At 62.3% G+C, this 23,630-nt stretch carries 21 protein-coding genes and 1 tRNA gene; 8 read left to right on the top strand and 14 right to left on the bottom strand.

Annotation, left to right across the window (positions count from 1 at the left end; translation table 11 throughout):
* Positions 1–8 precede the first annotated feature (8 nt).
* Together ASH00_RS07855 and ASH00_RS07850 are read right to left on the bottom strand one after the other, a co-directional pair.
* Entirely contained in the window at positions 9–1,379 is a 1,371-nt protein-coding gene (locus tag ASH00_RS07855) for a class II 3-deoxy-7-phosphoheptulonate synthase (protein ID WP_056547105.1), read from the bottom strand.
* Positions 1,380–1,445: 66 nt separating this feature from the next.
* Positions 1,446–2,402, bottom strand: coding sequence for a lysophospholipid acyltransferase family protein (locus tag ASH00_RS07850; RefSeq protein ID WP_082565987.1), 957 nt, complete (start codon positions 2,400–2,402; stop codon positions 1,446–1,448).
* 154 nt (positions 2,403–2,556) lie between these two features.
* Between ASH00_RS07850 and ASH00_RS07845 the strand changes: the two genes are divergently transcribed.
* Entirely contained in the window at positions 2,557–3,318 is a 762-nt protein-coding gene (locus tag ASH00_RS07845) for an alpha/beta hydrolase (protein ID WP_235563230.1), read from the top strand.
* The gene (locus ASH00_RS07840; protein WP_056547099.1) at positions 3,315–3,773 is read left to right on the top strand and encodes a hypothetical protein; all 459 of its coding nucleotides are present in this window, start codon (positions 3,315–3,317) and stop codon (positions 3,771–3,773) included. The genes ASH00_RS07845 and ASH00_RS07840 overlap by 4 nt, the downstream gene beginning before the upstream one ends.
* Positions 3,774–3,788: 15 nt before the next feature.
* Here the strand turns inward: ASH00_RS07840 and ASH00_RS07835 are convergent, their stop codons facing one another.
* A complete protein-coding gene (locus ASH00_RS07835) occupies positions 3,789–4,919 on the bottom strand; it encodes an ROK family glucokinase (RefSeq protein ID WP_082565986.1) in 1,131 nt (376 codons plus the stop codon).
* A 156-nt stretch (positions 4,920–5,075) separates the two neighbouring features.
* On the opposite strand from ASH00_RS07835, the gene ASH00_RS07830 reads away from it, so the two are divergent.
* On the top strand, positions 5,076–6,893 hold the full coding sequence (locus ASH00_RS07830) for an AMP-dependent synthetase/ligase (RefSeq protein ID WP_056547096.1): 1,818 nt from the start codon (positions 5,076–5,078) through the stop codon (positions 6,891–6,893).
* Positions 6,894–6,897: 4 nt separating this feature from the next.
* On the opposite strand, the gene ASH00_RS16655 is transcribed toward ASH00_RS07830, so the two are convergent.
* The 3 genes from ASH00_RS16655 to ASH00_RS07815 form a co-directional block, all read right to left on the bottom strand.
* Entirely contained in the window at positions 6,898–8,310 is a 1,413-nt protein-coding gene (locus ASH00_RS16655; protein WP_056547094.1) for a mycothione reductase, read from the bottom strand.
* Between the two features lie 3 nt (positions 8,311–8,313).
* Positions 8,314–9,744: a MinD/ParA family ATP-binding protein gene (locus ASH00_RS16650; RefSeq protein WP_235563229.1), complete on the bottom strand. Its 1,431-nt coding sequence runs from the start codon at positions 9,742–9,744 to the stop codon at positions 8,314–8,316.
* Between the two features lie 75 nt (positions 9,745–9,819).
* Positions 9,820–13,233: a pyruvate carboxylase gene (locus tag ASH00_RS07815; protein WP_056547091.1), complete on the bottom strand. Its 3,414-nt coding sequence runs from the start codon at positions 13,231–13,233 to the stop codon at positions 9,820–9,822.
* Between the two features lie 228 nt (positions 13,234–13,461).
* On the opposite strand from ASH00_RS07815, the gene ASH00_RS07810 reads away from it, so the two are divergent.
* Positions 13,462–14,289, top strand: a complete 828-nt coding sequence (locus tag ASH00_RS07810; protein ID WP_056547087.1) for a ParA family protein — start codon at positions 13,462–13,464, stop codon at positions 14,287–14,289.
* Positions 14,290–14,370: 81 nt separating this feature from the next.
* On the opposite strand, the gene ASH00_RS07805 is transcribed toward ASH00_RS07810, so the two are convergent.
* The 5 genes from ASH00_RS07805 to gcvH all read right to left on the bottom strand — a co-directional run bounded on the left by ASH00_RS07805 (position 14,371) and on the right by gcvH (position 17,363).
* Positions 14,371–14,964: a MerR family transcriptional regulator gene (locus ASH00_RS07805; RefSeq protein WP_056547084.1), complete on the bottom strand. Its 594-nt coding sequence runs from the start codon at positions 14,962–14,964 to the stop codon at positions 14,371–14,373.
* Between the two features lie 181 nt (positions 14,965–15,145).
* Positions 15,146–15,655, bottom strand: coding sequence for a bifunctional nuclease family protein (locus tag ASH00_RS07800; protein WP_056547081.1), 510 nt, complete (start codon positions 15,653–15,655; stop codon positions 15,146–15,148).
* 9 nt (positions 15,656–15,664) lie between these two features.
* Positions 15,665–16,414, bottom strand: a complete 750-nt coding sequence (gene ftsR / locus ASH00_RS07795) for a transcriptional regulator FtsR (RefSeq protein ID WP_056547078.1) — start codon at positions 16,412–16,414, stop codon at positions 15,665–15,667.
* Between the two features lie 8 nt (positions 16,415–16,422).
* Entirely contained in the window at positions 16,423–16,899 is a 477-nt protein-coding gene (locus ASH00_RS07790; RefSeq protein ID WP_056547075.1) for an FHA domain-containing protein, read from the bottom strand.
* 77 nt (positions 16,900–16,976) lie between these two features.
* Positions 16,977–17,363 (bottom strand): glycine cleavage system protein GcvH, encoded by a 387-nt coding sequence (gcvH, locus tag ASH00_RS07785; RefSeq protein ID WP_056547073.1) that lies wholly within the window; start codon positions 17,361–17,363, stop codon positions 16,977–16,979.
* A 213-nt stretch (positions 17,364–17,576) separates the two neighbouring features.
* Between gcvH and ASH00_RS07780 the strand changes: the two genes are divergently transcribed.
* The 3 genes from ASH00_RS07780 to ASH00_RS07770 all read left to right on the top strand — a co-directional run bounded on the left by ASH00_RS07780 (position 17,577) and on the right by ASH00_RS07770 (position 20,338).
* Positions 17,577–18,626, top strand: a complete 1,050-nt coding sequence (locus ASH00_RS07780) for an ATP-dependent DNA ligase (protein ID WP_056547070.1) — start codon at positions 17,577–17,579, stop codon at positions 18,624–18,626.
* A 301-nt stretch (positions 18,627–18,927) separates the two neighbouring features.
* Positions 18,928–19,371 carry a DUF6318 family protein gene (locus ASH00_RS07775; RefSeq protein WP_235563247.1) on the top strand — a complete coding sequence of 148 codons (444 nt, stop codon included), beginning with the start codon at positions 18,928–18,930 and terminating at the stop codon, positions 19,369–19,371.
* A 292-nt stretch (positions 19,372–19,663) separates the two neighbouring features.
* Positions 19,664–20,338 carry a hypothetical protein gene (locus tag ASH00_RS07770; protein WP_157359051.1) on the top strand — a complete coding sequence of 225 codons (675 nt, stop codon included), beginning with the start codon at positions 19,664–19,666 and terminating at the stop codon, positions 20,336–20,338.
* Between the two features lie 6 nt (positions 20,339–20,344).
* Here the strand turns inward: ASH00_RS07770 and ligD are convergent, their stop codons facing one another.
* Both ligD and ASH00_RS07760 read right to left on the bottom strand, forming a co-directional pair.
* Positions 20,345–21,367 carry a non-homologous end-joining DNA ligase gene (gene ligD / locus ASH00_RS07765; protein ID WP_056547061.1) on the bottom strand — a complete coding sequence of 341 codons (1,023 nt, stop codon included), beginning with the start codon at positions 21,365–21,367 and terminating at the stop codon, positions 20,345–20,347.
* A 72-nt stretch (positions 21,368–21,439) separates the two neighbouring features.
* On the bottom strand, positions 21,440–22,222 hold the full coding sequence (locus tag ASH00_RS07760) for a siderophore-interacting protein (protein ID WP_235563228.1): 783 nt from the start codon (positions 22,220–22,222) through the stop codon (positions 21,440–21,442).
* Between the two features lie 174 nt (positions 22,223–22,396).
* Between ASH00_RS07760 and ASH00_RS07755 the strand changes: the two genes are divergently transcribed.
* Positions 22,397–23,425, top strand: coding sequence for an ion channel (locus tag ASH00_RS07755; RefSeq protein ID WP_056547056.1), 1,029 nt, complete (start codon positions 22,397–22,399; stop codon positions 23,423–23,425).
* Positions 23,426–23,506: 81 nt separating this feature from the next.
* Here the strand turns inward: ASH00_RS07755 and ASH00_RS07750 are convergent.
* Positions 23,507–23,580: transfer RNA gene (locus tag ASH00_RS07750), tRNA-Pro, on the bottom strand.
* Between the last annotated feature and the right edge of the window lie 50 nt (positions 23,581–23,630).

Here is a 23,630-nt window from a genome sequence, read left to right as displayed (position 1 = left end):
TGCGCCGGTTAGCGTCGGGACAGCGCCCCGGCCACAAGGAAAGCCATCTCGAGGGACTGCATGTGATTCAGGCGTGGATCACACACGGACTCATAGCGGTCGAGGAACGCTTCCTGATCGATCGGGTCCGCTCCGCCGAGGCACTCCGCGACGTCATCACCGGTCATCTCAACGTGAAGGCCACCCGGGAAGGTGCCGAGTTCGTTGTGTACCTCAAAGAAACCGCGCACCTCATCCATGACATCGTCGAAATTGCGGGTCTTGTACCCGTTGGGGGAAGTGACCGTGTTGCCGTGCATTGGATCAGTGACCCAGAGGACCTTGGCGCCGGAATCAGTCACCTTTGACACGAGGTTGGGCAGCTTCTCGCGGATATTCTTGGCGCCCATGCGGGTGATGAACGTGAGGCGGCCCGGCTCCCTGTTGGGGTCCAGCTTGTCAATGAGTGCCAACGCATCATCCGGCGACGTACCGGGGCCAAGCTTCACCCCAATCGGGTTGCGTACGCGTGACAGGAAATCAATGTGAGCGCCGTCGATATCCCTCGTTCGCTCGCCGATCCACAGGAAGTGTGCCGACGTGTCATAAGGCAGGCCTGTGCGTGAGTCGGTGCGGGTCAACGCGCGCTCATACTCAAGCAGCAGGGCCTCATGGCTGGCGAAGAACTCGACGCGAGTCAAGGCATCAAAATCGGCGCCGCAGGCTTCCATGAAGCGGACGGCGCGGTCAATTTCGCGCGCCAGCGATTCGTACCGCGAGTGGGCCGGATTGGCAGTGAAGCCCTTATTCCAGTGGTGGACGAGACGGAGGTCTGCAAATCCGCCCTGGGTGAAGGCGCGAATCAGATTGAGCGTCGATGCGGAGGTGTGGTACGCCCGCACCATCCGGGAGGCGTCATGACCACGGCTCTCCGGCGTGAAGTCATACCCGTTCACCATGTCCCCGCGGTATGCCGGTAGGGTCACGCCTTCGCGGGTTTCATCGTTGGATGAACGCGGCTTCGCGAACTGGCCGGCCATGCGTCCCATCTTGATGACAGGAAGCGAGGCACCGTATGTGAGGACTACGGCCATCTGGAGGATGGTCTTCACACGAGCGCTGATTCTGTCTGCGGTGGCGCCCTCGAAAGTCTCCGCGCAATCGCCCCCCTGCAGGAGGAACGCCTTACCCTGGGCAGCGGCGGCGAGCCGCTCACGCAACACATCCACCTCACCAGCGAAAACAAGCGGCGGCAGCGTGGAGAGCTCGTCGAGAGAAGATCGGTGAACCGTGGAGTCCTGCCAACTGGGCTGCTGGGAAATTGCCAGCTCCCGCCAGATATCCAGCCCATGATCGGGTGCTGCTGAACGGGAAGCGGAGGTAACGGTTGTTTCGGTCACTACTTAAGCCTAATGGCTATACCCGATGCCGGCGGACTCCCCTGTCATGCGGCAGCACCCGTCCCGTCACATAGCCCGGCTGCCGGAATCGCCCTCGTGCCTTTTCCGTGTTCGCCGGGGTGCGGCAGGAGGGTCCGGCGTCTCATCAGAGGCCTCGCCGGGGTCAGGTCCGATCGTTCTCACTTCACCGGGCAACGGACCTTCGGTACTTGGCGGCAAAGAGGTGTCCGACGACGGCTGAAATACGTCTGCCGGAGCAGAGCCTTCCAGCCGGACGGCGGCCTGACGGGACGGATCCGCGATCCGCTCCGCCTTCTTGCTGGTCTTCCTGCCTGCCGTCTTCGCGCTGGCGAGACGCTCCTTGACGCTGCTGGCGTAGACGTCGACATACTCCTGACCGGAGAGCCGCATGAGCGCATACATGATTTCATCGGTCACGGAACGTTGAATGAAGCGGTCCTCGCCCATCCCTGCATAGCGCCGGAAGTCCATCGGCTCCCCGACGATGATGCCCACACGGCGAATATTCGGGATCCGTCTTCCGATGGGCTGCACCTTGTCCGTACCGATCATGGCAACCGGAATGACCGGTACCCCGGTTGCGAGGATCAACTTGGCGACGCCGGTCTTTCCGCGGTAGAGCCTGCCGTCCGGGCTACGCGTTCCCTCGGGATAGATACCCAGCAACGCACCGGACTTCAGAATTTCTTCTCCTGCCGACAGCGACGTGGCGGACGCGGCGCCCCCGGAACGATCCATCGGCAGCTGGTTTGTCAACCGAAAAAACGCAGCGGTCAGCTTTCCTTTCAGTCCCTTGCCTGTGAAGTACTCGGATTTAGCCAGAAACACCACAGGACGCGGCACTGCAAGTGGAAGGAAGATCGAATCCGAGAAAGATAGGTGGTTGCTCACGATGACAGCTGCACCGGTTGCCGGAATGTTATCCAGTCCCTTGACCCATGGCCTGAACAAGAGATTCACAAGTGGACCAATAAAGATCCTCTTCATGATCCAGTAGAACACTCTGCCAGCCTTCCTGCGTGGATGTTCCGATTACCTGGGAACAGGCAAAACCATGCCTTCCGCAAACGGGTTCTTGGAACACTACTCTACGGGCGGACAGTGTGCGGGACGTCACTGGCAGTCCGCGGAACGCGATGACACCATTGGAATTATGATGGCCGACCCCACTCTCGCAGCGTTCTCCTCGGACGGTTCAGGCAATAACGCACGCATCGGGGTTCTTCTGAGCCATGGCTTCACCGGCTCGCCGGCGAGCGTCGTTGGCTGGGCACGGTACCTGGCTGATGAGGGCTTTGCCGTGCGGCTCCCGTTGCTGGCTGGCCACGGCACCACCTGGCAGGAGCTCGCAAGGACGCCCTGGGAGCGCTGGTACGAGGGGATCGACACGGCGTATCAGGATCTGGCTCGAAATACTGACGCGGTGGTCGTAGCAGGACTGTCGATGGGTGGTGCCCTCGCCCTGCGGTTGGCGGCGCTGGAACCGGTGGCCGGCGTCGTCGTCGTAAATCCCGGCCTCACCATGGGCGATCCGCGCGCCCGGTACGCCGGCGTACTGAAGTACCTGCTCCGCTCGGTCCCCTCGATCGGCAATGACATCCGAAAGGAGGGCATGGACGAGCGGGCGTATCCCCGGACACCGGTCGCTGCAGTCCACCAGCTTGCGCAGCTCTTTCGTGACACCACAGACCGGCTCCCCCAGGTCACCGCACCCACGCTGGTCTTCCGGTCCAACGTGGACAGGATTGTTCCGGAAAGCAGTCTGGAAGTTCTGCAACGGCGCATTGGGAGCGCACACTTGGAGGTAATACGGTTGGAGAACAGCTACCACGTGGCCACCATGGACCATGACCAGGAGCTCATCTTCGAGCGCTCCGCAGCATTCATCGAGCACGTGACAGCAGGTACCACCGCATGAGTTCCCGAGCACAGGACCCCAACGAGTCCACTGACGACGCCGTCTGGCAGGACCTCGTCGCACGGTTGGAAGAGAACCCCAGCAGTGAACTGCCCGAACGTCAGGCATCAGGACCTGCACCCACCGCCGAGGAGCGCGTTCGGGCGATCTTCGACAACCAGCCTGCACCGGCGCCGCCCGGCCCCCGGGATTACTCGGCAGCCGAACACGAGGATGACGGCACGTACCAGCCGCCCGAACCTCCGGCCCTCGGCGTGGGAGATCCCCTCGTGGTGCTGGCCTGGCTGTGCGCGGTCGGCGGCCCAGTAGCGCTCATGCTGATCGCAATGTTCTGGCGGTCAGCCTCCACCACCGTGATGCTGGGAATCATCGCAATCTTCATCGCGAGCGTGACGTTCCTGATTTTCCGCCTTCCGAAGACGCGCGATTACGACGACGACGGCGCGGAGGTCTAGTTCACCGCCGACAGCTCAGCGCCGCTCACTGAATCGTCCCGACGGCGCAGTTCCGTAGGCCCTGCCCAGCAATGGGCGGTATCTGATCCGTGACAGGTCCGCAGCGCCGACAAGGCCGGCGTCCGGACCCAGCGCTGCTGAGGTGATCATGGCGGCGGGCCGGAAGCCGCGTCCGGTAAGATTGCGTTCGAAGGTTCGCCGCGCCGGGTCGATGAGGAGTTCCCCGGCGGCCCCGAGTCCGCCACCGATGACAAAGGTCCCCGGGTCCAGGGCGGCACCGAGATTCGCCAGGCCGAGGCCAAGCCACTGACCGACGTCGTCAATCAACTCCCGGCACACCGGGTCGCCACGAAGCGCCAGGCGTGTGACCACTGCCCCGGTGATGGCGTCGATGTTGCCGTTCACCTCCTGCAGCAGCGTTTGCGCCACCGGTGAATTGGCGGACGCCAGCTCGCGGGCTTCCCTGCCCAGGGCGTTACCCGAGGCGTACTGCTCCCAGCAGCCACGGTTTCCGCACTCGCAGCGATGCCCGTTCGGCACGATGATTTGGTGGCCGAACTCCCCCGCCACGCCGTGGCGTCCGCGCTCAAGCACACCGCCCATGATCATTGCGCCGCCTATTCCGGTGCCCAGCGTGATAAGGACGAGCCGCGGTTCCCCACGCCCTGCACCGAAACGCCATTCGGCCCAGGCTGCGGCGTCGGCATCATTGAGCACGGTGACGCGCCGCCGCAGCGCCTTCTCCAGGTTCGCTCTCAATGGTTCGTTGCGCCAGGCAAGGTGCGGGCTGAACAGGACCGTCCCGTTGTCGAGGTCCATCCACCCGGCGGCGCCGATCCCGACTGACCGGATGCGGCGACCGCTTCCCAGCTCCCGCACCAGGTCCACGATGACTCTTTCCACTGCACGCGGATCCTGGCCGGGAGTTTCCCTGCGGGCAGAGGCCACGATGGTGCCGTCCGGATCCACGACCCCGGCTGCAACCTTGGTCCCGCCGATGTCGATGCCGATGGCAAGACCCCGTGCACGCAACGGGCGCGCCGCGTAACGGGAGCCGGCGGCCAGCGGCGATCCAAGGGGTTGGCGGCTTCCGCCGCCGAAACGGTTTCCGCCTGCCGTGGGACGCTCTTCTCGTTCCGTCTGCATGGGTACCGGCCTCCCGCCGTCGTTCTGGGACTGCGCCGCGTTGCTGACTGCGGTTCACCGTTACCGTTTTGTACATTACTGGAGAGTAAGAGCTCCCGGGAAAAGCTATAGGCTAGGGCCACTCACAGGATGTGATGAAGATCAAAGGAGATTCCCGTGCGCGAATTCAGCGTTCCGGTCAAGGTGAAGGTCCCTCGGGACAACAACACTACGCACCTCGTGGTGAAGCAGGCGGAAAAAGCCAGCAATCCCGCCCTTTTTGCCACGAAGGACGCCTCAGGGCAATGGTCCGATATCCGCGCAACGGACTTCCTTTCCGATGTTCGCAGGATCGCAAAGGGCCTGATGGCGTCAGGTGTGGAAGCGGGAGACCGCGTCGCGATCATGGCGCGTACCCGGTATGAGTGGGCTCTGGTTGATTTTGCCGTCTGGTTCGCGGGGGCTGTCTCCGTACCTGTATATGAAACGTCGTCGCCGTCGCAGGTCGCTTGGATCCTTGGTGATTCCGGTGCAGTCGCTGCTTTCGTGGAGTCCGGCCGCCACGAGAACGTGGTGCGTCAGGCAGTTGCCTCGGAGAATCTGGAGGGGTTCCGCGATGTGTGGCAGTTTGACGGCGGAGGGCTCGATACCCTGCGGAAAGCCGGGGCGGCCATTGATGATGCAGCGCTTGAGGAGCGGCGCCTGATCGCGGGTCTCGACGATGTAGCGACCATCATCTACACGTCCGGGACAACCGGAAAGCCCAAGGGGTGCGAACTGACGCACGGCAACTTCGTTGAGTTGTCGGAGAACGCGGCGGCGGCACTGCCCGAAGTTGCACACGAGGGCGCGCAGACCATCATGTTTCTGCCCCTCGCGCACGTCTTCGCCCGGTTCATCTCGGTGCTCTGCGTTGCCGCCGGCGCCACCGTTGCGCACACACCGGACATCAAGAACCTGCTTCCGGACCTGCAAAGCTACAAGCCGACCTTCATTCTGGCTGTACCTCGCGTGTTCGAGAAGGTCTACAACAACTCCATGCTGAAGGCCGAGGACAACGGCAAGGGCAAGATTTTCCATGCCGGCGTCGATGTCGCGATCGCCTGGTCGAAAGCCGACCAGGCAGGCAAGGTGGGCCTGGGCCTGAAGGTCAAGCACGCTATCTTCGACAAGCTGCTCTATGGCAAAATCCGGACCGCGATGGGTGGCAGGGTCCAGCATGCTGTGTCAGGCGGCGCGCCGCTGGGTGACCGGCTCGGCCACTTCTTCCATGGCATCGGGCTGATGGTGCTTGAGGGGTACGGGTTGACTGAAACCACGGCGCCCATCTCGGTCAGCACGCCGCAGAAGATCAAGATCGGTACAGTGGGTGCGCCGCTGCCGGGCAACGCAGTCAGGATCGCGGACGACGGCGAAATCCTCACGAAGGGCGTCTGCGTCCTGAAAGGCTATTTCAAGCGTCCCGATCTCACGGAGGAAGCCTTCACCGACGGCTGGTTCCACACCGGCGACATTGGGCAACTCGACGAGGACGGGTTCCTGAGCATCACGGGGCGCAAGAAGGAAATTATTGTGACGGCCAGCGGCAAGAACGTCGTCCCGGCACAGCTTGAGGACACCATCCGCGCCAACGCGCTCGTGTCCCAGTGTGTTGTTGTGGGAGATCAGAGGCCGTTCATCTCCGCTTTGATAACCCTCGATGAGGAAGCTTTGCCCGGATGGCTTGAGCGTCACGACCTTCGTGCCGGAACCACGATGGCTGAAGCGGCGAATCATCCCGCGGTCCGCGCAGAAATCCAGGCGCTCGTGGATTCCGCCAATGAGTCGGTCAGCCAGGCAGAGGCGATCAAGGTATTCCGCATCGTTGAGCAGGACTTCACAGAGGCAAGCGGTCATCTTACGCCGTCGATGAAGATCAAGCGCGCGCAGGTGCTCAAGGACTACTCCACGGTGGTTGAGGAAATCTACGCGCAGCAGCGCATGCAGCAGGCGTAGGTTCTCAGGTGGAGGGCGCCTTCAGCGAAAGCAGGGCGTTCTCCACCACCTCGGTCAGCGCAGGGTGAATCCAGTACTGGCCGCGGGCCATGGTGAACGCGTCCAGACCGAAGTGCATTGCCTGAATGATCGGCTGGATCAGGTTCGAGGCCTCGTGTCCCATGATGTGTGCGCCGAGGATGATGCCGCTGTCTTCCTCCGCGAGCACCTTCACGATGCCCGTGGTGTCTTCCATCGCCCACCCGTAGGCGGTTGACCCGTACTGCTGGACGGCCACCGCAACGCGTGAACCCGTTCCCTCCGCGCGTTCCAGTGCCTGCTCTTCGGTAAGACCCACGGTCGCGATCTGTGGCCTGGTGAAGACGGCTGCGGGCACATAACGGTGATCGCTGGTATGCAGGGCCTCCGGATGAAGCAGGTTGTGGGATACCACCCGCGCCTCGTGGTTGGCGACGTGCTTGAGCTGGAAGCGGCTTGAGATGTCCCCGAGTGCCCAGACTCCGGGTACGGGCTTGCCGTCCCTCAGCACTCGCTGGAACGGGTCAACCGCAATCCGGCCGTCTTCGGTTTCGTCGAAACCGACCGCCGCTGCACCCACCCGGTCGCTGTTCGGCGTGCGTCCGGTCGCGACGAGCACGACGTCGGCTTCCACAGACAGAGCGGTTCCGTCAGGTCCAACGACGTTAGCGGTGACTGATCCGTCGGCGTTGGCGTCCACTCTGTTGACCTGGTGTCCGGTAAGAACCTTCCACTGCGCCAGTGCCTTCTCCGTGAAACGTTCGGAAATGGTGTCGTCGAGGGAGCGCAGCATGTGTCCCGACCGCACCGCGAGGGTGACGTCGGTGCCGAGAGCAGAGAAGATGTGTGCGAACTCGGCTGCAATGTACCCGCCACCGATAATCAGCATCCTTCGTGGCTGCTCCTCCAGCCGCATGACCGTGTCCGAGGTGTGGACCTGCGGCAGGTCCAGTCCTGGAATGTCCGGAATCACTGCCCGCGAGCCTGCCGCGACGACCACCTGATCAGCAGTGATCTCGGTGCCGGCGTTCGTTCTCAGAGAGTGGTCGCCGGTGAAACGTACGTCTTCCTCGTACAGGTCAACATGCTGCAGTTCATCGCCCCGGTAGACACGCCCTGCGTCGGAGATGCTGTCGATGCGGGTGAAAATCCGGTCCCGCAGGTCTGTCCAGCGTGTTCCGGTGTGCTGCAGGTCCACTCCGAGGCGGCCGGCCTCGTCAGCTGCACGGGCTAGCTCCGCCGGGTAGACGAACATCTTGGTGGGGATGCAGCCCACGTTCAGGCAGGTTCCGCCGAAAGTCCCGCCTTCGATGATCGCGATTCTTTTGTCATCCCACTCAGGCGTGATGATGGTGTTGCCGGAGCCGGACCCGATAATCGCGAGGTCGTAGTGGGTCACGGGTCAGTGCAGCTGATCTACAACAAGCGCGGCGAGCTCAACCACTGCATCCCTGGTGCGGGTCTGCAGTTTGGAAAGCTCCACGCGGGAGCCCTCGGCGAGATGGCGATCATACGGGATGCGCACAACAGTGCCGACACGGGAACGGAAGTGTTCCTCGATCTCGTTGACGTTGACCTCCGTGCGGTTCCCGGAGGACATGTTGACCACCACGATTGCCTTGGCCACCAAATCATGCCGGCCGTGCGCTTCAAGCCAGGACAGCGTTTCGGACGCAAGGCGCGCCTCGTCGACGCTGCCGCCTGAAACGAGGACGACGGCGTCGGCTTTCTCGAGGGTCCCCTTCATAACCGAGTGCACCATACCGGTGCCGGAGTCAGTGAGGACGATCGAGTAGTACCGTCCGAGGATGTCCGTCACCGCGCGGTAATCAGCGTCATCGAACGCCTGGGCAACAGCGGGATCGGTGTCGGAGGCGAGCACGTGAAGGCGCGAGCCGTCCCGTGCAACATAACTGGACAGCTGCGCGAAGGAATCGACCATGAACCGGTTCTGCACCAGTTGGCGCGCGGTGAAGTCGGCTTTGCCCGGCGACCGATCGGAGAGCGTGCCGCGGTCCGGGTTGGCGTCCATGGCAATGATCCGGTCCTCGCGGATGTCTGCCAGAGCCATTCCGAGCAGGGTAGTCACTGTTGTCTTCCCGACACCGCCCTTGCGGGAAAGCACCGGGACGTACCGGGTCCGCTCCCCCAACCGGACGCTCACCCGGTGCTCAAGCGCACGGCGGATGCGCACGGCGTCCGAATCGCCGAGGTTCAGGTAGCCGAAGGTCCCCTTGTACAGCCAGTACCGCCATCCGCTGATGGGAGCACGCTGCTGTGACGTCAACAGTCTGTCTGCCGTGAGCGACGACGCCGGCTCCGGACCCTCTTCCCTGTTCCGCCGCGCGCTGCGGTCAGGGGCTGCGGGGGTAACAGCCCGAGGGACAGCAGGTAGTTCGCTGCCACGTCCGCCTGACGGCTGCCAACCGGTCAACTCCTCATCCTCGGAGAGCCGGATGTCGCTGTCGGCCAGGGTGAGCTCGGAAGAATCGGTCGGATGTTGTCCCGGGCGCTGCCCATCCGTGGCGGGGGTGATCCCGATGTGCGGCAGCCGGTCCGGTAGCGGCGCCTGGACCACCGCAGGGCCGCCCAGATCAGCGCCATCCGGTGAAGCGGCGTCGTCCTCAGAGCTCAGCGTGTACTCCCCGGCAGCTTCCGGTGCTGGGTGTTGCGCCTCATCCGAGCCCGCCTGCTCGTCTGACTGTGCCGTGCCGGCGCCGCCAGGGGCCGTCTCGCCAGCGGACTGGTCCCCAGTCATTACGGCCTCATCCGACTCCTGCGGCACGCCGACCCCGTCCTTGGACCGCTCTGCCGGCTTCTTCTCGTTCGCCATAATTCCTCACGCTCGCATAACACCCGCAGCTGGACACCGCAGGTGGATTCTGCATCACCTTAGCGCAGGCACCTTTCAGGAGGGATCGATGACCAGGAGGAGGTCGCCGCCTTGTACCTGTTCGATGGCGCCGATAGCGAGCCGTTTGACGGTTCCGCCGACGGTGGTGGTGATGCCTGCTTCCATCTTCATTGCTTCAATGGTTGCGACAGTGTCACCTGCCTGGACGGTGTCACCTTCAGCCACGCTGACTGTGACGGCGCCCGCGAAGGGTGCGGCGACGTGACCGGGCTGGGCAGGGTCGGCCTTCTCGGCGGCCTTGACGTCACTGTGGACACTGCGGTCGCGTACGACGACGGGGCGCATCTGCCCGTTGAGGGTGCACATTACGGTCCGCATGCCCTTCTCGTCGGGTTCAGAGACTGCCTCGAGGGTCGCGATGAGGCGGACACCCTTCTCGAGTTCGATGACGTGCTCGCTGCCCTGCTGCAACCCATAGAGGTAATCGCGGGTGTCCAGGACGGACACGTCGCCAAAGGTATCCCGAGTGGTCTGGAAGTCCTTCGTGGGCCCTGCGAACAACAACCGGTTCAACGTGGCGCGGCGGGTCGCCGAGTCCCCCTCCAGTGCCTGCTGGTCCTCGGGTGCAAGGTCCGCGTCGCGCACCTTTACGGTGCGCCCCTGCAGGGCCTTGGTGCGGAAGGGTTCCGGCCAGCCCCCGGGCGGGTCGCCGAGTTCACCGCTGAGGAACCCGATCACGGAATCCGGGATGTCGTAGCTTTGCGGGTTCTCTTCGAACGCGGCAGGGTCCACGTTGGAGCCGACGAGCTGGAGGGCAAGATCGCCTACGACCTTGGAGGACGGGGTGACTTTCACCAGCCGGCCGAGCATCCGGTCCGCCGCCGTGTACATGTCCTCGACGGCTTCGAACCGCTCACCCAGACCCAGGGCAATGGCCTGCTGGCGGAGGTTGGAGAGCTGACCGCCAGGAATCTCGTGCCGGTAGACACGGCCCGTCGGCCCGGGCAGCCCGGACTCGAACGGGGCGTACACCCGCCGCACTGCTTCCCAGTACGGCTCCAGGGAGCTCACAGCCTCCAGCGACATGCCGGTGTCACGTTCGGTGTGCGCGAGGGCTGCGACCAGGGCGGAGGCAGAGGGCTGGCTGGTGGTTCCGGCCAATGAAGCGCTGGCGACATCGACGGCGTCGACCCCGGCGTTGGAAGCCGCCAGCAGGGTGGCCAACTGACCACCCGCGGTGTCATGGGTGTGCAGGTGGACCGGCAGGTCGAACCGCTCACGCAGCGCGGTGACAAGCTTCGCCGCCGCCGCCGGGCGCAGCAGCCCCGCCATGTCCTTGATCGCCAGAATGTGCGCACCGGCGTCGACGATGCGCTGCGCAAGGTCGAGGTAGTAATCCAGGGTATAGAGCTTTTCCTCCGGATCGAGCATGTCCGAGGTGTAGCACAGGGCCACCTCAGCGACGGCGGTTCCGGTATCCCGGACAGCGCGGATCGCCGGTTCCATCTGCGAAACATCGTTCAGGGCATCGAAGATCCGGAAGATATCGATACCCGTCGCGGCGGCTTCCTGCACGAACGCTTCGGTGACCGCTTCCGGGTACGGGGTGTAGCCGACCGTGTTGCGGCCACGCAACAGCATCTGTAGACACACGTTGGGCATCTCGGCGCGCAGCGCAGCGAGCCGCTCCCACGGGTCCTCGCCCAGGAAGCGCAGCGCGACATCATAGGTAGCCCCGCCCCACGCCTCAACAGAGAGCAGTTCCGGCATCTTCGCCGAGACCGCCGCACCTGCCGCGGCAAGGTCACGGGTACGGACCCGGGTCGCCAACAGGGATTGGTGAGCATCCCGGAACGTGGTGTCAGTGACCGCCAACGCCGTCTGCGCGCGCAACTCCGCAGCGAAACCCTCCGGACCCAATTCCTGCAGCCGCTGCCGGCTTCCCGGACGCTTCGCCGTGTCCTGCTCCGGCTCGGTGATTTCCGGTAGCTTCTCGGCCGGGTCAAGCTCAACCGTGAGTTCCCCGTTGGGCTTATTCACGGTGACATCAGCGAGCCAGTTCAGCAGTTTCGTGCCACGGTCAGCGGAGACCCGGGCCGTGAGCAGTTCGGGGCGCTCATCAATGAACGAGGTGGCGACGTTACCGGCGATGAAGTCCGGATCCTCCAGTACCGCCTGCAGGAATGAGATGTTCGTCGACACCCCACGCACCCTGAACTCCGCCAGCGCGCGGCGTGCCCTGCGGACCGCGGATTCATAGTCCCGGCCGCGGCAGGTGAGCTTCACCAACATCGAGTCGAAGTGCGGGCTGATCTCAGCGCCCGCATAGACCGTGCCACCGTCCAGGCGCACACCCGCGCCGCCGGCCGACCGGTACGCGGTGATCTTCCCGACATCCGGGCGGAACCCGTTCGCCGGGTCTTCCGTGGTGATCCGGGACTGCAGGGCAGCACCCCGAAGCCGCACTGAATCCTGCGACAGCCCAAGATCCGCCAGCGTCTCCCCCGCTGCTATGCGCAGCTGTGACTGGACGAGGTCGACGTCGGTGACTTCCTCCGTCACCGTGTGCTCCACCTGAATACGCGGGTTCATCTCAATGAAGACGTGCTGCCCGGCGCGCTCACCGACCGTGTCCACGAGGAACTCCACCGTTCCCGCGTTCACGTAATTCAAGGCCTTCGCGAACGCGACCGCGTCACGGTACAGCGCCTGACGGATGTTCTCATCAAGGTTCGGCGCCGGAGCGATCTCAATCACCTTCTGGTGACGGCGCTGCAGGGAACAATCCCGCTCAAACAGGTGCATCACGTTGCCCTGGGCGTCGGCGAGGATCTGAACCTCAATATGCCGCGGGCGCAGGACCGCCTGCTCAAGGAACATGGTCGGGTCACCGAACGCGGAGTCTGCCTCGCGCATCGCCGCCTCAAGGGCTTCGCGCAGGTCCTCCCGCTTGTCCACCCGGCGCATACCGCGGCCGCCGCCACCGGCGACCGCCTTTGCGAAAATCGGGAAACCAATCTCATCCGCCGCCGATACCAGCTCCTCAAGATCGGCACTCGGCTGTGAAGACTTCAAAACCGGGATACCAGCCTGACGGGCTGCTTCCAGCGCACGGACCTTGTTGCCGGCCAGCTCCAGCACATCAGCCGGCGGGCCCACGAAGGTGATACCGGCGTCGGCCGCTGCGCGTGCAAGGTTCGGGTTCTCCGAAAGGAAACCATAGCCAGGATAGATTGCGTCGCAGCCCGCCTCCTTGGCTACCCGAACAATTTCATCGACGTCCAGATACGCCCGGACCGGATGGCCTTCCTCACCGATCAGGTACGCCTCATCGGCCTTCTGCCGGTGGATTGAGTTGCGGTCCTCCTGCGGGAAAACCGCTACCGTCTTGGCGCCGGTTTCAAAACCCGCCCGGAACGCACGAATGGCGATTTCGCCTCGGTTGGCTACCAGAATCTTCGAGAACATTGCTCTCCTGTGCTCTTGCGGGTTCGATGGAACGACAACTTAGCGTCCCCAGCCTACATTTGGTCTTTCTGGTCACAGTAATCTGCGTTCACGAGCCGGTAACTTCTTGTCGCGCCCCACCGTAGAGCCGAGTTCGTCGGAACTATCGGTCCACCTATGATGAATAGGTGTGCGGGCACCATAGATCCTGCGATCCGGGCATCTCAACGTTAGGTATTGGTTCAACAAGTGCAAGTAGTGAGCATCAGCAGCCTCAAAGGTGGGGTTGGCAAGACCTCGGTAACCCTTGGACTCGCATCGGCGGCGATGTCCGCTGGAATCCCCACACTTGTTGTTGATCTCGATCCCCACGCGGACGCCACCACCGGACTGGGTGTTCAAGCCGGCGACCAGACTGACATCGGCCGCCTGCTGAAGAATGCACGTCGGGGAGATCTTGCAGCCAATGTGGTGCCAAGCGGCTGGGTGGGTAACGCCGTGAAGCGCGGCTCGAACGGCACGGCTCCCGTCCTCGATGTCGCGATCGGCTCTGCGTACTCTGGCATTTACGACCGCCCCGACTTGGGAAAGCGCGACTTGCGCCGCCTGTCGATGCTGCTGGAACGGGTTGAGGATTACCGCCTTGTCCTGATTGACTGCCCACCTTCGCTGAACGGCCTCACGCGCATGGCCTGGACTGCGAGCAACAGGGTTCTGCTTGTTGCCGAGCCCGGACTGTTCTCCGTTGCCGGCACTGAACGGACCATGCGGGCCATTGAACTTTTCAAAAACGAGTTTGCACCGAACCTCACACCCGCAGGGATAGTCGCCAACCGGGTGCGCACCGGTTCCAATGAGCACACCTTCCGGTTGAACGAGATGAAGCAGATGTTCGGCGACCTCCTGCTCAGCCCAACCATCGCAGAACAGGCCAACTGGCAGCAGATCCAGGGCGCGGCGCACGCGGTGCACCACTGGCCGGGTGAATCGGCGAAGCAGGCCGCCGGGTACTTCGATGATTTGCTCCGTGCGCTGCTCGATTCCGGCCGTATGCGCAATCGCGTGGCGCGCCGCTGAAGCACGGCCTGCGATCTATTCAATCCTGACGCAGGACACAAAAATGCCCCGCTCGGGGCGGGGCACTATGCACACTTCCGGTCAGCTGATTTTTCGGGCTTCCCGTCGCTTACTCAACTCGTCATCCGGGAAATTCTGGTCGGCTGCGTGCTCGCTGGGTAGCGCTGCCAGACTGCCTTCAACTTCCCGCCATACACGCCCGACGGCGATGCCGAAGACTCCCTGCCCGCCCTGGACAAGATCGATCACTTCGTCTGCAGACGTGCACTCATATACGCTCGCGCCGTCACTCATCAATGTGATCTGCGCAAGATCCTCGACTCCGCGCTCCCGCAGGTGCTCAACGGCGCTGCGAATCTGCTGAAGTGAAACTCCGGTGTCCAACAGACGTTTAACAACCTTGAGTACCAGGATGTCCCGGAAACCGTAGAGCCGCTGGGATCCAGATCCCTTGGCGCCCCGGACCGCCGGTTCAACCAGGCCGGTGCGCGCCCAGTAATCGAGCTGGCGATAAGTGATGCCTGCGGCTTTGCATGCTGTGGGGCCGCGGTAACCCGCGTCTTCATCCAACACAGGGAGGTCTTCGGTGAAGAGCAGGCCCTGTGCGCTGGCAGGTATCGCAGTACCCGTAGCGGCCGCGTTGGCACCCGTACCGGCGTCGCCTTTCGGACTCACGTGTTGCCTCCTCGTTCTGGTTCCCGGGGGGAAGTGGCGCAAGCCGAGGTCCACAGGGGTTTATTGAGTGTTGCCCTGAGTTTACAGCTAGTGCAATGGGAACTGTATGCTTCGACGTTAGATCTCCGGGTGCCCGAGGTCAAAGATGCCGTACATAACAATCCAACCGTGTCGTTTTTGCTTACTTCTCAAAGTCTTCGGGTTCGACGTCGGCCAGGAACTCGCGGAACTGTTTCAATTCACGCTCAGCGTTAGCCTGGCCTTCGGGGGAAGTTGCCTCGCCGTCGTCGTCGTCCGCTTCTGCGATCTCCACCCCGGTGTCCTCCATGACCTGTGGAGCACAGTAGATCGGGCATGGCACACGGAGTGCGATTGCTATGGCATCTGACGCACGGGAACTGACAGTGGTTCCGTCCTCAAACACCACCTCAGCGTGGAACACCGTATCCTCAACCCGAACGATCCGGACCTCAGTTACGGTGTGGTTCAGTGCTGCGACCATGCTGACCAGGAGATCATGAGTCATGGGCCGCGGCGGAACAATGCCCTGCTGGACGAAGGCGATTGCACTGGCCTCAGGCGCACCGATCCAGATGGGGATGTGGCGCGTGCCTGCGGATTCCTTGAGCAGCACGAGGGGCTGATTGGACGGCAGCTCGATGCGAACGCCCACAACATCCATCTCGATCATGTCTGCCTCCTAATTTTCCATCCGCGCAATCTGGCCCTGGACGAGGGCGCTGTGGAGGTTCAGACACAGCTCACTGATTTCGCGAGCGGTTTCTGCAGCCCGGGCCTTGGATGCAACGTCTCGGCGGGAGGCGACCGGGGCGACGACGCTCTCAACAAGACCGAGTTCACGGTCCGCTGCAGCACGGAAAGGACGAAGGTGCCGCGGCTCGATTCCGTGGGACTCCAACTGTACGCACGCACGAGTAATCTTCAGCGCGTGTTCATCGAAACGGCCCTCCACCTCGGCGATGAGACCGAACGCCATGAGGTCCCGAACCAGTTCCGGGCGCGCACCCGCCTCCGCGGCCAGGGTTTCCCGCGTGAGCCGGCGAGCGTGCGATCCGAGCTCGCGGGCTAGCTGCTCCGAGACCATCCGCGGCGCGAGAGTGAGACCGCCGGGCAGGTTTTCGGGGCGCTCTCCCCGGTCCACCGCGTCGAGGTAGTCCTTGATGACTTTAAGCGGCAGGTACTGATCGCGTTGGAGGGCCAGGACAAAACGCAACCGCTCGACGTCGACAGGCGTGTATTTCCGATAGCCCGCACGGGTGCGCTGAGGAGTGATTAGACCTTTTTCCTCCAGGAACCGAATCTTGGAGGCACTGATGTGGGGGAAGTCCCCGGCGAGCTCAGTGAGGACCTCCCCGATATTCAGTACGTTCCCGCTGACACGCTCCGGGGCTACACCCACGGGTCGCCGGGACGGCTGGGAGGAGGGCATGAAAGTGCCTAGACCTGACCCTGCGGCTGCGACACGCTCCCGGCAGCATAGAAAGTGAGGCGGAACTTGCCGATCTGCACTTCGTGACCGTTGCGCAGCACCACGCTATCCACGCGGTCATTGTTGACATAGGTACCGTTGAGGCTGCGGGAGTCAACAACCCGGAAGCCCTCTGCTTCACGGCGGAATTCAGCATGCTTGCGTGAAACCGTTACGTCATCGAGGAAAATATCAGCGTTCGGGTGGCGTCCGGCCGTCGTGACATCTTCGTCCAAAAGGAAACGGGCACCGGCATTCGGTCCGGTGTGTGCTATCAACAGTGCCGATCCGGCCGGGAGGGCGGCAACGGCCGCGAGTTCCTCGCGAGTGAGCCGCGGTTCCACCGACGTGGAGGTCTGCGGCGGCAGTCCTATTGTGGTGGTTTCAGGTGAAGGCACATGCGATCCCGAAGCGTCCTGTGCGGCTGCGTTGTTCTCGCCTACCATTGAAAATTTCCTTCCCCAAAACACGTGGCCAACCGGTTGCCCGGCTGGCCACCATCTGTTTGCCTGAGCCGGTAACCCTAGCCTACCTGCTGTGAGTATTCCGACGAACTGAGAAGCTCCTTGACCACCGAGCTGTCCTCCACCTTGATTTCAAGCAGCCAACCGTCGCCGTATGGGTCGGTGTTGATCAGGGCAGGCTCGCCGTCGAGCGCTTCGTTACGGTTGACGACCTCGCCGGTGAGCGGGGCGTAAATGTCGCTGACACTCTTGGTGGATTCAACTTCACCGATGACATCGGATGAACCTACTTTGGAGCCGGCCTCCGGCATCTGGACATAAACGACGTCGCCGAGCGCATCCTGGGCGAAGTCGGTGATGCCGACACGAACAACTCCATCGTTGTCGGGGGCTGTAACCCATTCGTGTTCAGCGGTGTAGTAAAGGTCTTCGGGAATGTTGCTCATTGTCGGCCTTTCGTGGGCACCGGACGGATGATTCCTGGCATGCGGTAAATAAGCGGCGGCCCCTTCTCTTCCGATCGGGGGCCTTAGGAACGAGTATAGGCACAGTGCCCATGCCGTGCGTCACCTCTTTCGGAACGTTCAATTCCAGCGTCACCGCCCCGCACATATGCCGTGTCCGTGGAAATTCAGATCTCGATGAGACAGGATCGATCCATGACTGACCTGCCCTTCCCGATTCAGCCGATGCTCGCCAAAGCCGTGGACGCTGTCCCGGAGCCAGACAGCGTTCCCGGCGGACTCAGCTACGAACCGAAGTGGGACGGCTTCCGCGCGGTTATCCATGTGGAGGACGGGAAGTGTGAAATCGGCAGCCGCGGGTCCAAGACGCTCACCCGGTACTTTCCCGAGCTCGTAGAGGCACTGCTCGAGAACTTACCTGAGCGGTGCGTGGTCGACGGAGAGATTGTTGTCCGCCGCGGTGAACCTGGAGCTGAGCGCCTCGACTGGGAAGCTCTGTCGCAGCGGATCCACCCAGCCGACAGCAGGGTCCGCCTGCTCGCCAAGGAGACACCGGCGTCGTTCATTGCCTTTGATTTGCTCGGTCTTGACGAACACGATCTGTTGGATGTCCCTTTCTCAGAGCGCCGAAAGGCGTTGGAGGGAATTGCTGAAATGTTTTCCGAGCCGGTGCACCTCTCACAGGTGACCGACGACGTTGAGCTCGCTCGGCGCTGGCTGGTCGAGTTTGAGGGTGCCGGCCTGGACGGTGTGGTCGCGAAGCCGCTCACTGCTGCCTACGAGCCGAATAAGCGCCGCATGCTTAAGGTCAAGCACAAGCGCACCGCGGACGTCGTTGTACTTGGCTACCGCGTCCACAAGAGCGGTCAGGGTGTTGGTTCGCTTCTTTTGGGACTGCACGACGACGGCGGTGAGTTGCGTAATGTCGGCGGCGCCTCCGCATTCTCCGACAAGCGACGGTTGGAACTGATTGACGAGCTTGAGCCCGATGTCATCCGGGATGAGGACGGCGAGATAGTTCGCGGCGAGACGGACCGAAGCCGGTTCGCTTCCGCGAAGGATGTTTCGTATGTCCGCTTGCATCCGCGACGGGTCATGGAGGTGCGGTACGACCAAATGGAAGGCGACCGGTTCCGGCACACGGTGCAATTTGAGCGGTGGCGCCCGGACCGGGAAGCGCGGTCCTGCACGTTCGAGCAGCTGGAAATCCCGGCGGCATACGACCTCAGTGAGGTACTCGCCTAGCTTCGTTACCCCTGCGTGTGGATAACTGCTGGCGTGTCAACCGACTCTGGTTAGGATGGTTGGCAGCTCACTTCATCACATGTTCGGGGAATTCATGACTCAGTCTCGCGTGGCGTGCGCCCTTGCCGCCGCCGCCCTTTCAGTTCTTCTTCTCACAGGGTGCGCCGGTGGTGAGCCGGGCGTAGCTCAGACGCCGTCGGAGGCTCCGTCTACGTCTGCAGTCCCTTCCACGTCTGAGGCACCATCAGCCACGCCCACGCCGACGCCGTCTCCCGCTTCCGCAGCGGGGCCTGCCGTAAACATTCCGGTTCCGGAAAAGCCTGCTCTCGCCGACGAGAATTCGGTGGAGGGGCTGGAGGCGTTCACGGAGTGGTGGTTTGAACTGCTCAACTACGCACAGGCCACGAACGACTTTGAGCCGCTTTGGGCAGTGACGGATTCTGGTTGCAAGACATGCACAAACTTCGAAAGCTTTGTCTCCCAGTCGTACGACGGTGGGGGATGGATCGTCGGCGGTGACTTAACGATCCAGTCATTTGATTCCTCTTTTGAACCCACGGTAGATGGGACTACGGATTCGTATGTGACTACAACCCAAGACGCCTTAACTGTCTACAGGCAAAAGAACGCTGTGGAAGAAGTTGATGCGTACGTCGAACCGACAGTGGGATTAGCAATTTCGGCGTATGAATCGGGCACCTGGCGTATGTATGACTATGGCGATATTGCGGTAACTAATGACTAGAACAGTGTCGCTGAAGGTTGCCCTTCGCTCGTCATTTCTTGTTCTAATCGCAATGATGCTTGCCTCACACTTTCTTCTCTTTCTAAGCACTCCCTCAACAGCCAAAGGGGCCGAAGGGGGATTCACCGGAGGTATGGCGGGATCAGAAAACAGGAAAGAATCAGCGGAGCCATCATCAGATACTTCTGAGAATGCGCCCGCGGAACCCGGCATACCTGTTGCCGTCGTCGATTCACAGCCCACGGTCTCCTATACATACGAGCGCGTATGCCTCCAAGGTCTGGGAAGTTTCTTGAGCCCCGCAGATTGCGTTGCCATTGACGCCGCATGCGATTCTGAACCGGACGGTTCCATGGTCGAGTGGATTGCCATCGACAGCTCCACTACCCCGCCTACGGAAACCCGCACTGGCGACAGATCCTGCCTTTACCCGGGCTCTCCCGCGCCAGAGCCGCCGAACGGCGGAGAGGTGGCGGAACCCGCAGTTGTGATCACCCTGGAGGACTTCCAGAGTCAGCCGATCATTGCCGCTGCCGTGATTTCCGAGCCGAACAACTTCGGGCTGCTGGGCGGACACAACAACTTCTGGGCGGACGTTGAAGAACAAGAGTTTGCCTTTGAAACCCTCGGCGACCAGGTGCGGATCCGTGCCTGGCCGGTGGCCTACGACTGGAACTATGGCGACGGCACTACCCGGACCACTCAAACTGCGGGCAACGCCGTCCCCGAGTCGGACTGGCTCTTGGTGGAAACACCCACCAGTCATGCCTACGGCGAGACCGGGGACTACAACCTGGTCCTCACTACCCGCTTCAATGGGGACTATTCGGTCAACGGCGGGCCATGGATTCCTATCGCGGGACAAGCCGCGGTTCAATCAGAGCCGCACCTCATCAGTATCTGGCGCTCGGATAACCGGCTTGTGGACGGCACCTGCGCAGAAAGCCCGTCAGCGTGGGGATGCTAGAAGGACCTACTTGTCCTTCTTCGCCCGGCTTGGCTGAACCCTTGGCGGCTCCCCCGGCATCTTGGGGTAATCGGGCGGAAACGGCAGCTCCCCGAGACCGGAATCCAGATCCCGTTGCCACCATTCGAGCAGCGTGTCGATAGTCCCTGGCTTCTCGTGGAAGTCGGCCCACGGATCACCGACTGTACGCAGCCGATCCGGCACCGTCAGGATCGTGAAGTCTTTGGGGTGAATCCTCTCAAGCTCTTCCCACGTTATGGGACAGGAAACCGGCGCATGTGAGAGTGCCCGGGGGCTGTATGCACCTGCGATGGTACGGTCCCGGTTCGCTTGATTGAAGTCGACGAAGATGCGCTCTCCTCGCTCCTCCTTCCACCAGGACGTTGTCACCTGCTCAGGCATCCGCCGCTCAAGTTCACGTGCAGCCGCGATCACCGCATGCCGGACATCCAGGAACTCCCGCACGGGCTCGATCGGTGCGTACACGTGAATCCCCCTGTTACCCGACGTCTTCAAAAATGCGTTGAGCCCGGCCTCCTGCAGCACTTTCCGCAGCTCCATCGCAGCCGGCACGGCGTCGTCGAAATCGGTGCCGGGTTGAGGATCCAGGTCGATGCGCAGCTGGTCTGGGTTGTCCGAGTTGTCGGCACGGGACGGCCACGGGTGAAACACCACGGTGTTCATCTGGGCCGCCCACACCGCTGCCGCCGGCTCATCAATCACCAGCTGCGGGTGGGACCGCGCACTCGGATACTCGACCTTCACGGAGCGGATATAGTCCGGTGCACCCTTTGGCGGGTTCTTCGAGAAGAACTGGTCACCATCGATGTTGTCCCCAAAACGCTGCAGCGCGAGCGGACGGTCTCCATTGGCCGCAATGAAGGCGTCGCCTACATCGATGAGGTACTTCGCCAGATCAAGCTTCGTCAGTCCGAGTGCCGGCCACATGACACGGCTGGGACTCGAGATGCGTACTTCGCGGGTGCCGTGCGGCCCATCAACGGATAAGACTGTCGCCTCGGATGCCATGCGTCCAACATACTCTGCAGGACCACGAACGCACCCGACGCGGCACGCGGCAGATCGAGCATGCCGAAAGGGTCACGTAGGGAGGACCACACCAATCGGCTCGCGCTTCTCGGCCTGGAACTTGTCTTCGGTACGCCCAGCAGCCCAATATCCGGACAACGAAAGCTGGTCTTTGGACAATCCGCGATCCTTGAGGAAGACGTCCCGCAGCGCCTTCATGGATTCCCGCTCGCCGTGCGCGAAGACTTGTACGCGTCCAGTCGGCCACTGATATCCGGTGACCGCAGCGGCGAGTAGCGACTTCGTCCTGTCGTCACGCGCGTCACGGTGAACCCAAACGATCTCTACACCGGACGGTTTCGAGAGCTTGAGGACGTCGTCGTTTCCGCCGCACTCAAGAAAAGCAACGCCTACAGCCTCCTCCGGCAGGTACTCAAGGGCCGCGGCAATGGCAGGCAGCGCTGACTCATCACCGGCAAATAAGTGCCAGTCGGCATTCGCGTCAGGAGTGTAGGCTCCACCCGGGCCCATCAATGCGATCCGGTCTCCTTGCTCTGCTTGGGCCGCCCAGGGACCAGCCAGGCCCTCATCACCGTGAACGACAAAATCTATGTCGATGGTCCGGTCGATCGAATTGACCTGCCGAACCGTGTAGGTACGGGTGACCGGAACGTCCTCGGGAGGCAACTGTTCTCGAAGCGCAGCGAGATCGTAGGGCGGCTCAAGGCCGAGTTCCGGCTTCGCGAACAAGAGCTTCACATAGCTGTCAGTGACGTCCTTGCGCTGAAACTGGTCGAATGCAGGTCCACCAAGTGTCACCCGCACCATGTGAGGGGTCAGCCAGGAAGCACTCACGACATCAAAAATAAGCTGCGGCCGCGCCGGCTTTGCCTTCTTGGGGACATTATTCACCCATCCAACTTCTCACGCCCGGACACGTTCCACTGAATCTTCACGGGCTCGAAGCGTGCCGGGCACAAGGGCATAGGGTCAGAGAGTGATCGCCCATCCCCAGGAAGGAACGCCGGGTTGCCGTTTGTACTCTCCCGCTTGATTCGCCGACTTGGCCGCTCCCGCGTCTGGGTGGCGCCCGCTCTCATTATCCTTACAGTGTTCCTGACCAGTTGGCCGCTCATGGCATGGGCAGAGCCATCCAGCAACACCATCACCTCACCAGAGAACTACTGGTGGTGGTTCATGGTTACGGCTTCCACTGTCGGTTACGGCGATTTCTTTCCCACTACAGTCGGCGGGCACCTTGTTGGCGTCTACGTCATCATCGGCGGCATCGTTACCCTGACTACGCTATTTACCCGCATCGCAACCGCGATCGAAAACGCGAAAGGACGGCGCATGAAGGGTCAGTCAGACCTCGATATGTCGGACCACCTGGTGATTATCGGCTACACGCCCGGCCGCACCGAACGGCTGGTGCAGGAGATCCTGGCAGACAGCGCTGACCCAGTGGCGCTATGCACCTGGGAAGACGTCGCCGAAAACCCCATGTCGGACCACGCCAACCTGGGCTTTGTCCGCGGTGACCTCGCCGAAGAAGGCGTGCTGAAGCGTGCCGGGGTCCACCGCGCAACGCGGATCCTCATCGATGCCCGGGATGATAATGAAGCGCTGACCGTCACTGTGGCTGTCACGCACGTAAACCCCGACGCGCACATCGTTGTCACGTTGCGGGATATGAGCCGCGCCCGCAACTTCTCCTACGTGGACGACGACGTCCGCTGCGTCCAGTGGCACTCACCGCGCCTTGCTATCGAAGAACTCCAAGACCCGGGTATTGCAATTGTCTACGCGGACCTGATGTCCCATGGAGGCAGGAATACCTACAGCACAACGCTGCCTGACACGCTGTCGACCATGAACTTCGGCCTGGTGCAGGAAGCATTGGGGCGAAAGTTCACTACGACGGTGCTTGCAGTTCAACACGAAGGAGCCGTCATCAATCCCGGATGGGACTCGCCGCTGCCTGCCGGCTCAGTTCTCTATTATGTGGGCGAACGCAGACTCTCAGCGCAGGAAATCACCGGCGCCATGTCCGGGTAGCGGGGAGCGGAAACTCCGTCCCGAAGGACGCCCGGGGAACGAAAAAGGTCCCGGAAACCGTAAGTTTCCGGGACCTTGCCGTCGGGATGACAGGATTTGAACCTGCGACCCCTTGACCCCCAGTCAAGTGCGCTACCAAGCTGCGCCACATCCCGATTGGCGCGGACATACCGTCCGAACCACCTCAAGAATCCTATCCTATCGC

The organism is Arthrobacter sp. Soil782, from assembly GCF_001428435.1.
GTDB classification, from domain to species: Bacteria; Actinomycetota; Actinomycetes; order Actinomycetales; family Micrococcaceae; genus Arthrobacter_D; species Arthrobacter_D parietis.
This window is presented reverse-complemented; position numbering and strand designations above follow the sequence as displayed.

Coding starts and splice junctions, on each gene's coding strand:
- ftsR (WP_056547078.1), bottom strand. CDS start 16,414: ATGCCCTCCTCCCAGCCGTCCCGGCGACCCGTGGGTGTAGCCCCGGAG.
- ASH00_RS07800 (WP_056547081.1), bottom strand. CDS start 15,655: ATGATCGAGATGGATGTTGTGGGCGTTCGCATCGAGCTGCCGTCCAAT.
- gcvH (WP_056547073.1), bottom strand. CDS start 17,363: ATGAGCAACATTCCCGAAGACCTTTACTACACCGCTGAACACGAATGG.
- ASH00_RS07815 (WP_056547091.1), bottom strand. CDS start 13,233: ATGTTCTCGAAGATTCTGGTAGCCAACCGAGGCGAAATCGCCATTCGT.
- ligD (WP_056547061.1), bottom strand. CDS start 21,367: ATGGCATCCGAGGCGACAGTCTTATCCGTTGATGGGCCGCACGGCACC.
- ASH00_RS07780 (WP_056547070.1), top strand. CDS start 17,577: ATGACTGACCTGCCCTTCCCGATTCAGCCGATGCTCGCCAAAGCCGTG.
- ASH00_RS07845 (WP_235563230.1), top strand. CDS start 2,557: ATGGCCGACCCCACTCTCGCAGCGTTCTCCTCGGACGGTTCAGGCAAT.
- ASH00_RS07790 (WP_056547075.1), bottom strand. CDS start 16,899: ATGGTAGGCGAGAACAACGCAGCCGCACAGGACGCTTCGGGATCGCAT.
- ASH00_RS07835 (WP_082565986.1), bottom strand. CDS start 4,919: ATGCAGACGGAACGAGAAGAGCGTCCCACGGCAGGCGGAAACCGTTTC.
- ASH00_RS16650 (WP_235563229.1), bottom strand. CDS start 9,744: ATGGCGAACGAGAAGAAGCCGGCAGAGCGGTCCAAGGACGGGGTCGGC.
- ASH00_RS07840 (WP_056547099.1), top strand. CDS start 3,315: ATGAGTTCCCGAGCACAGGACCCCAACGAGTCCACTGACGACGCCGTC.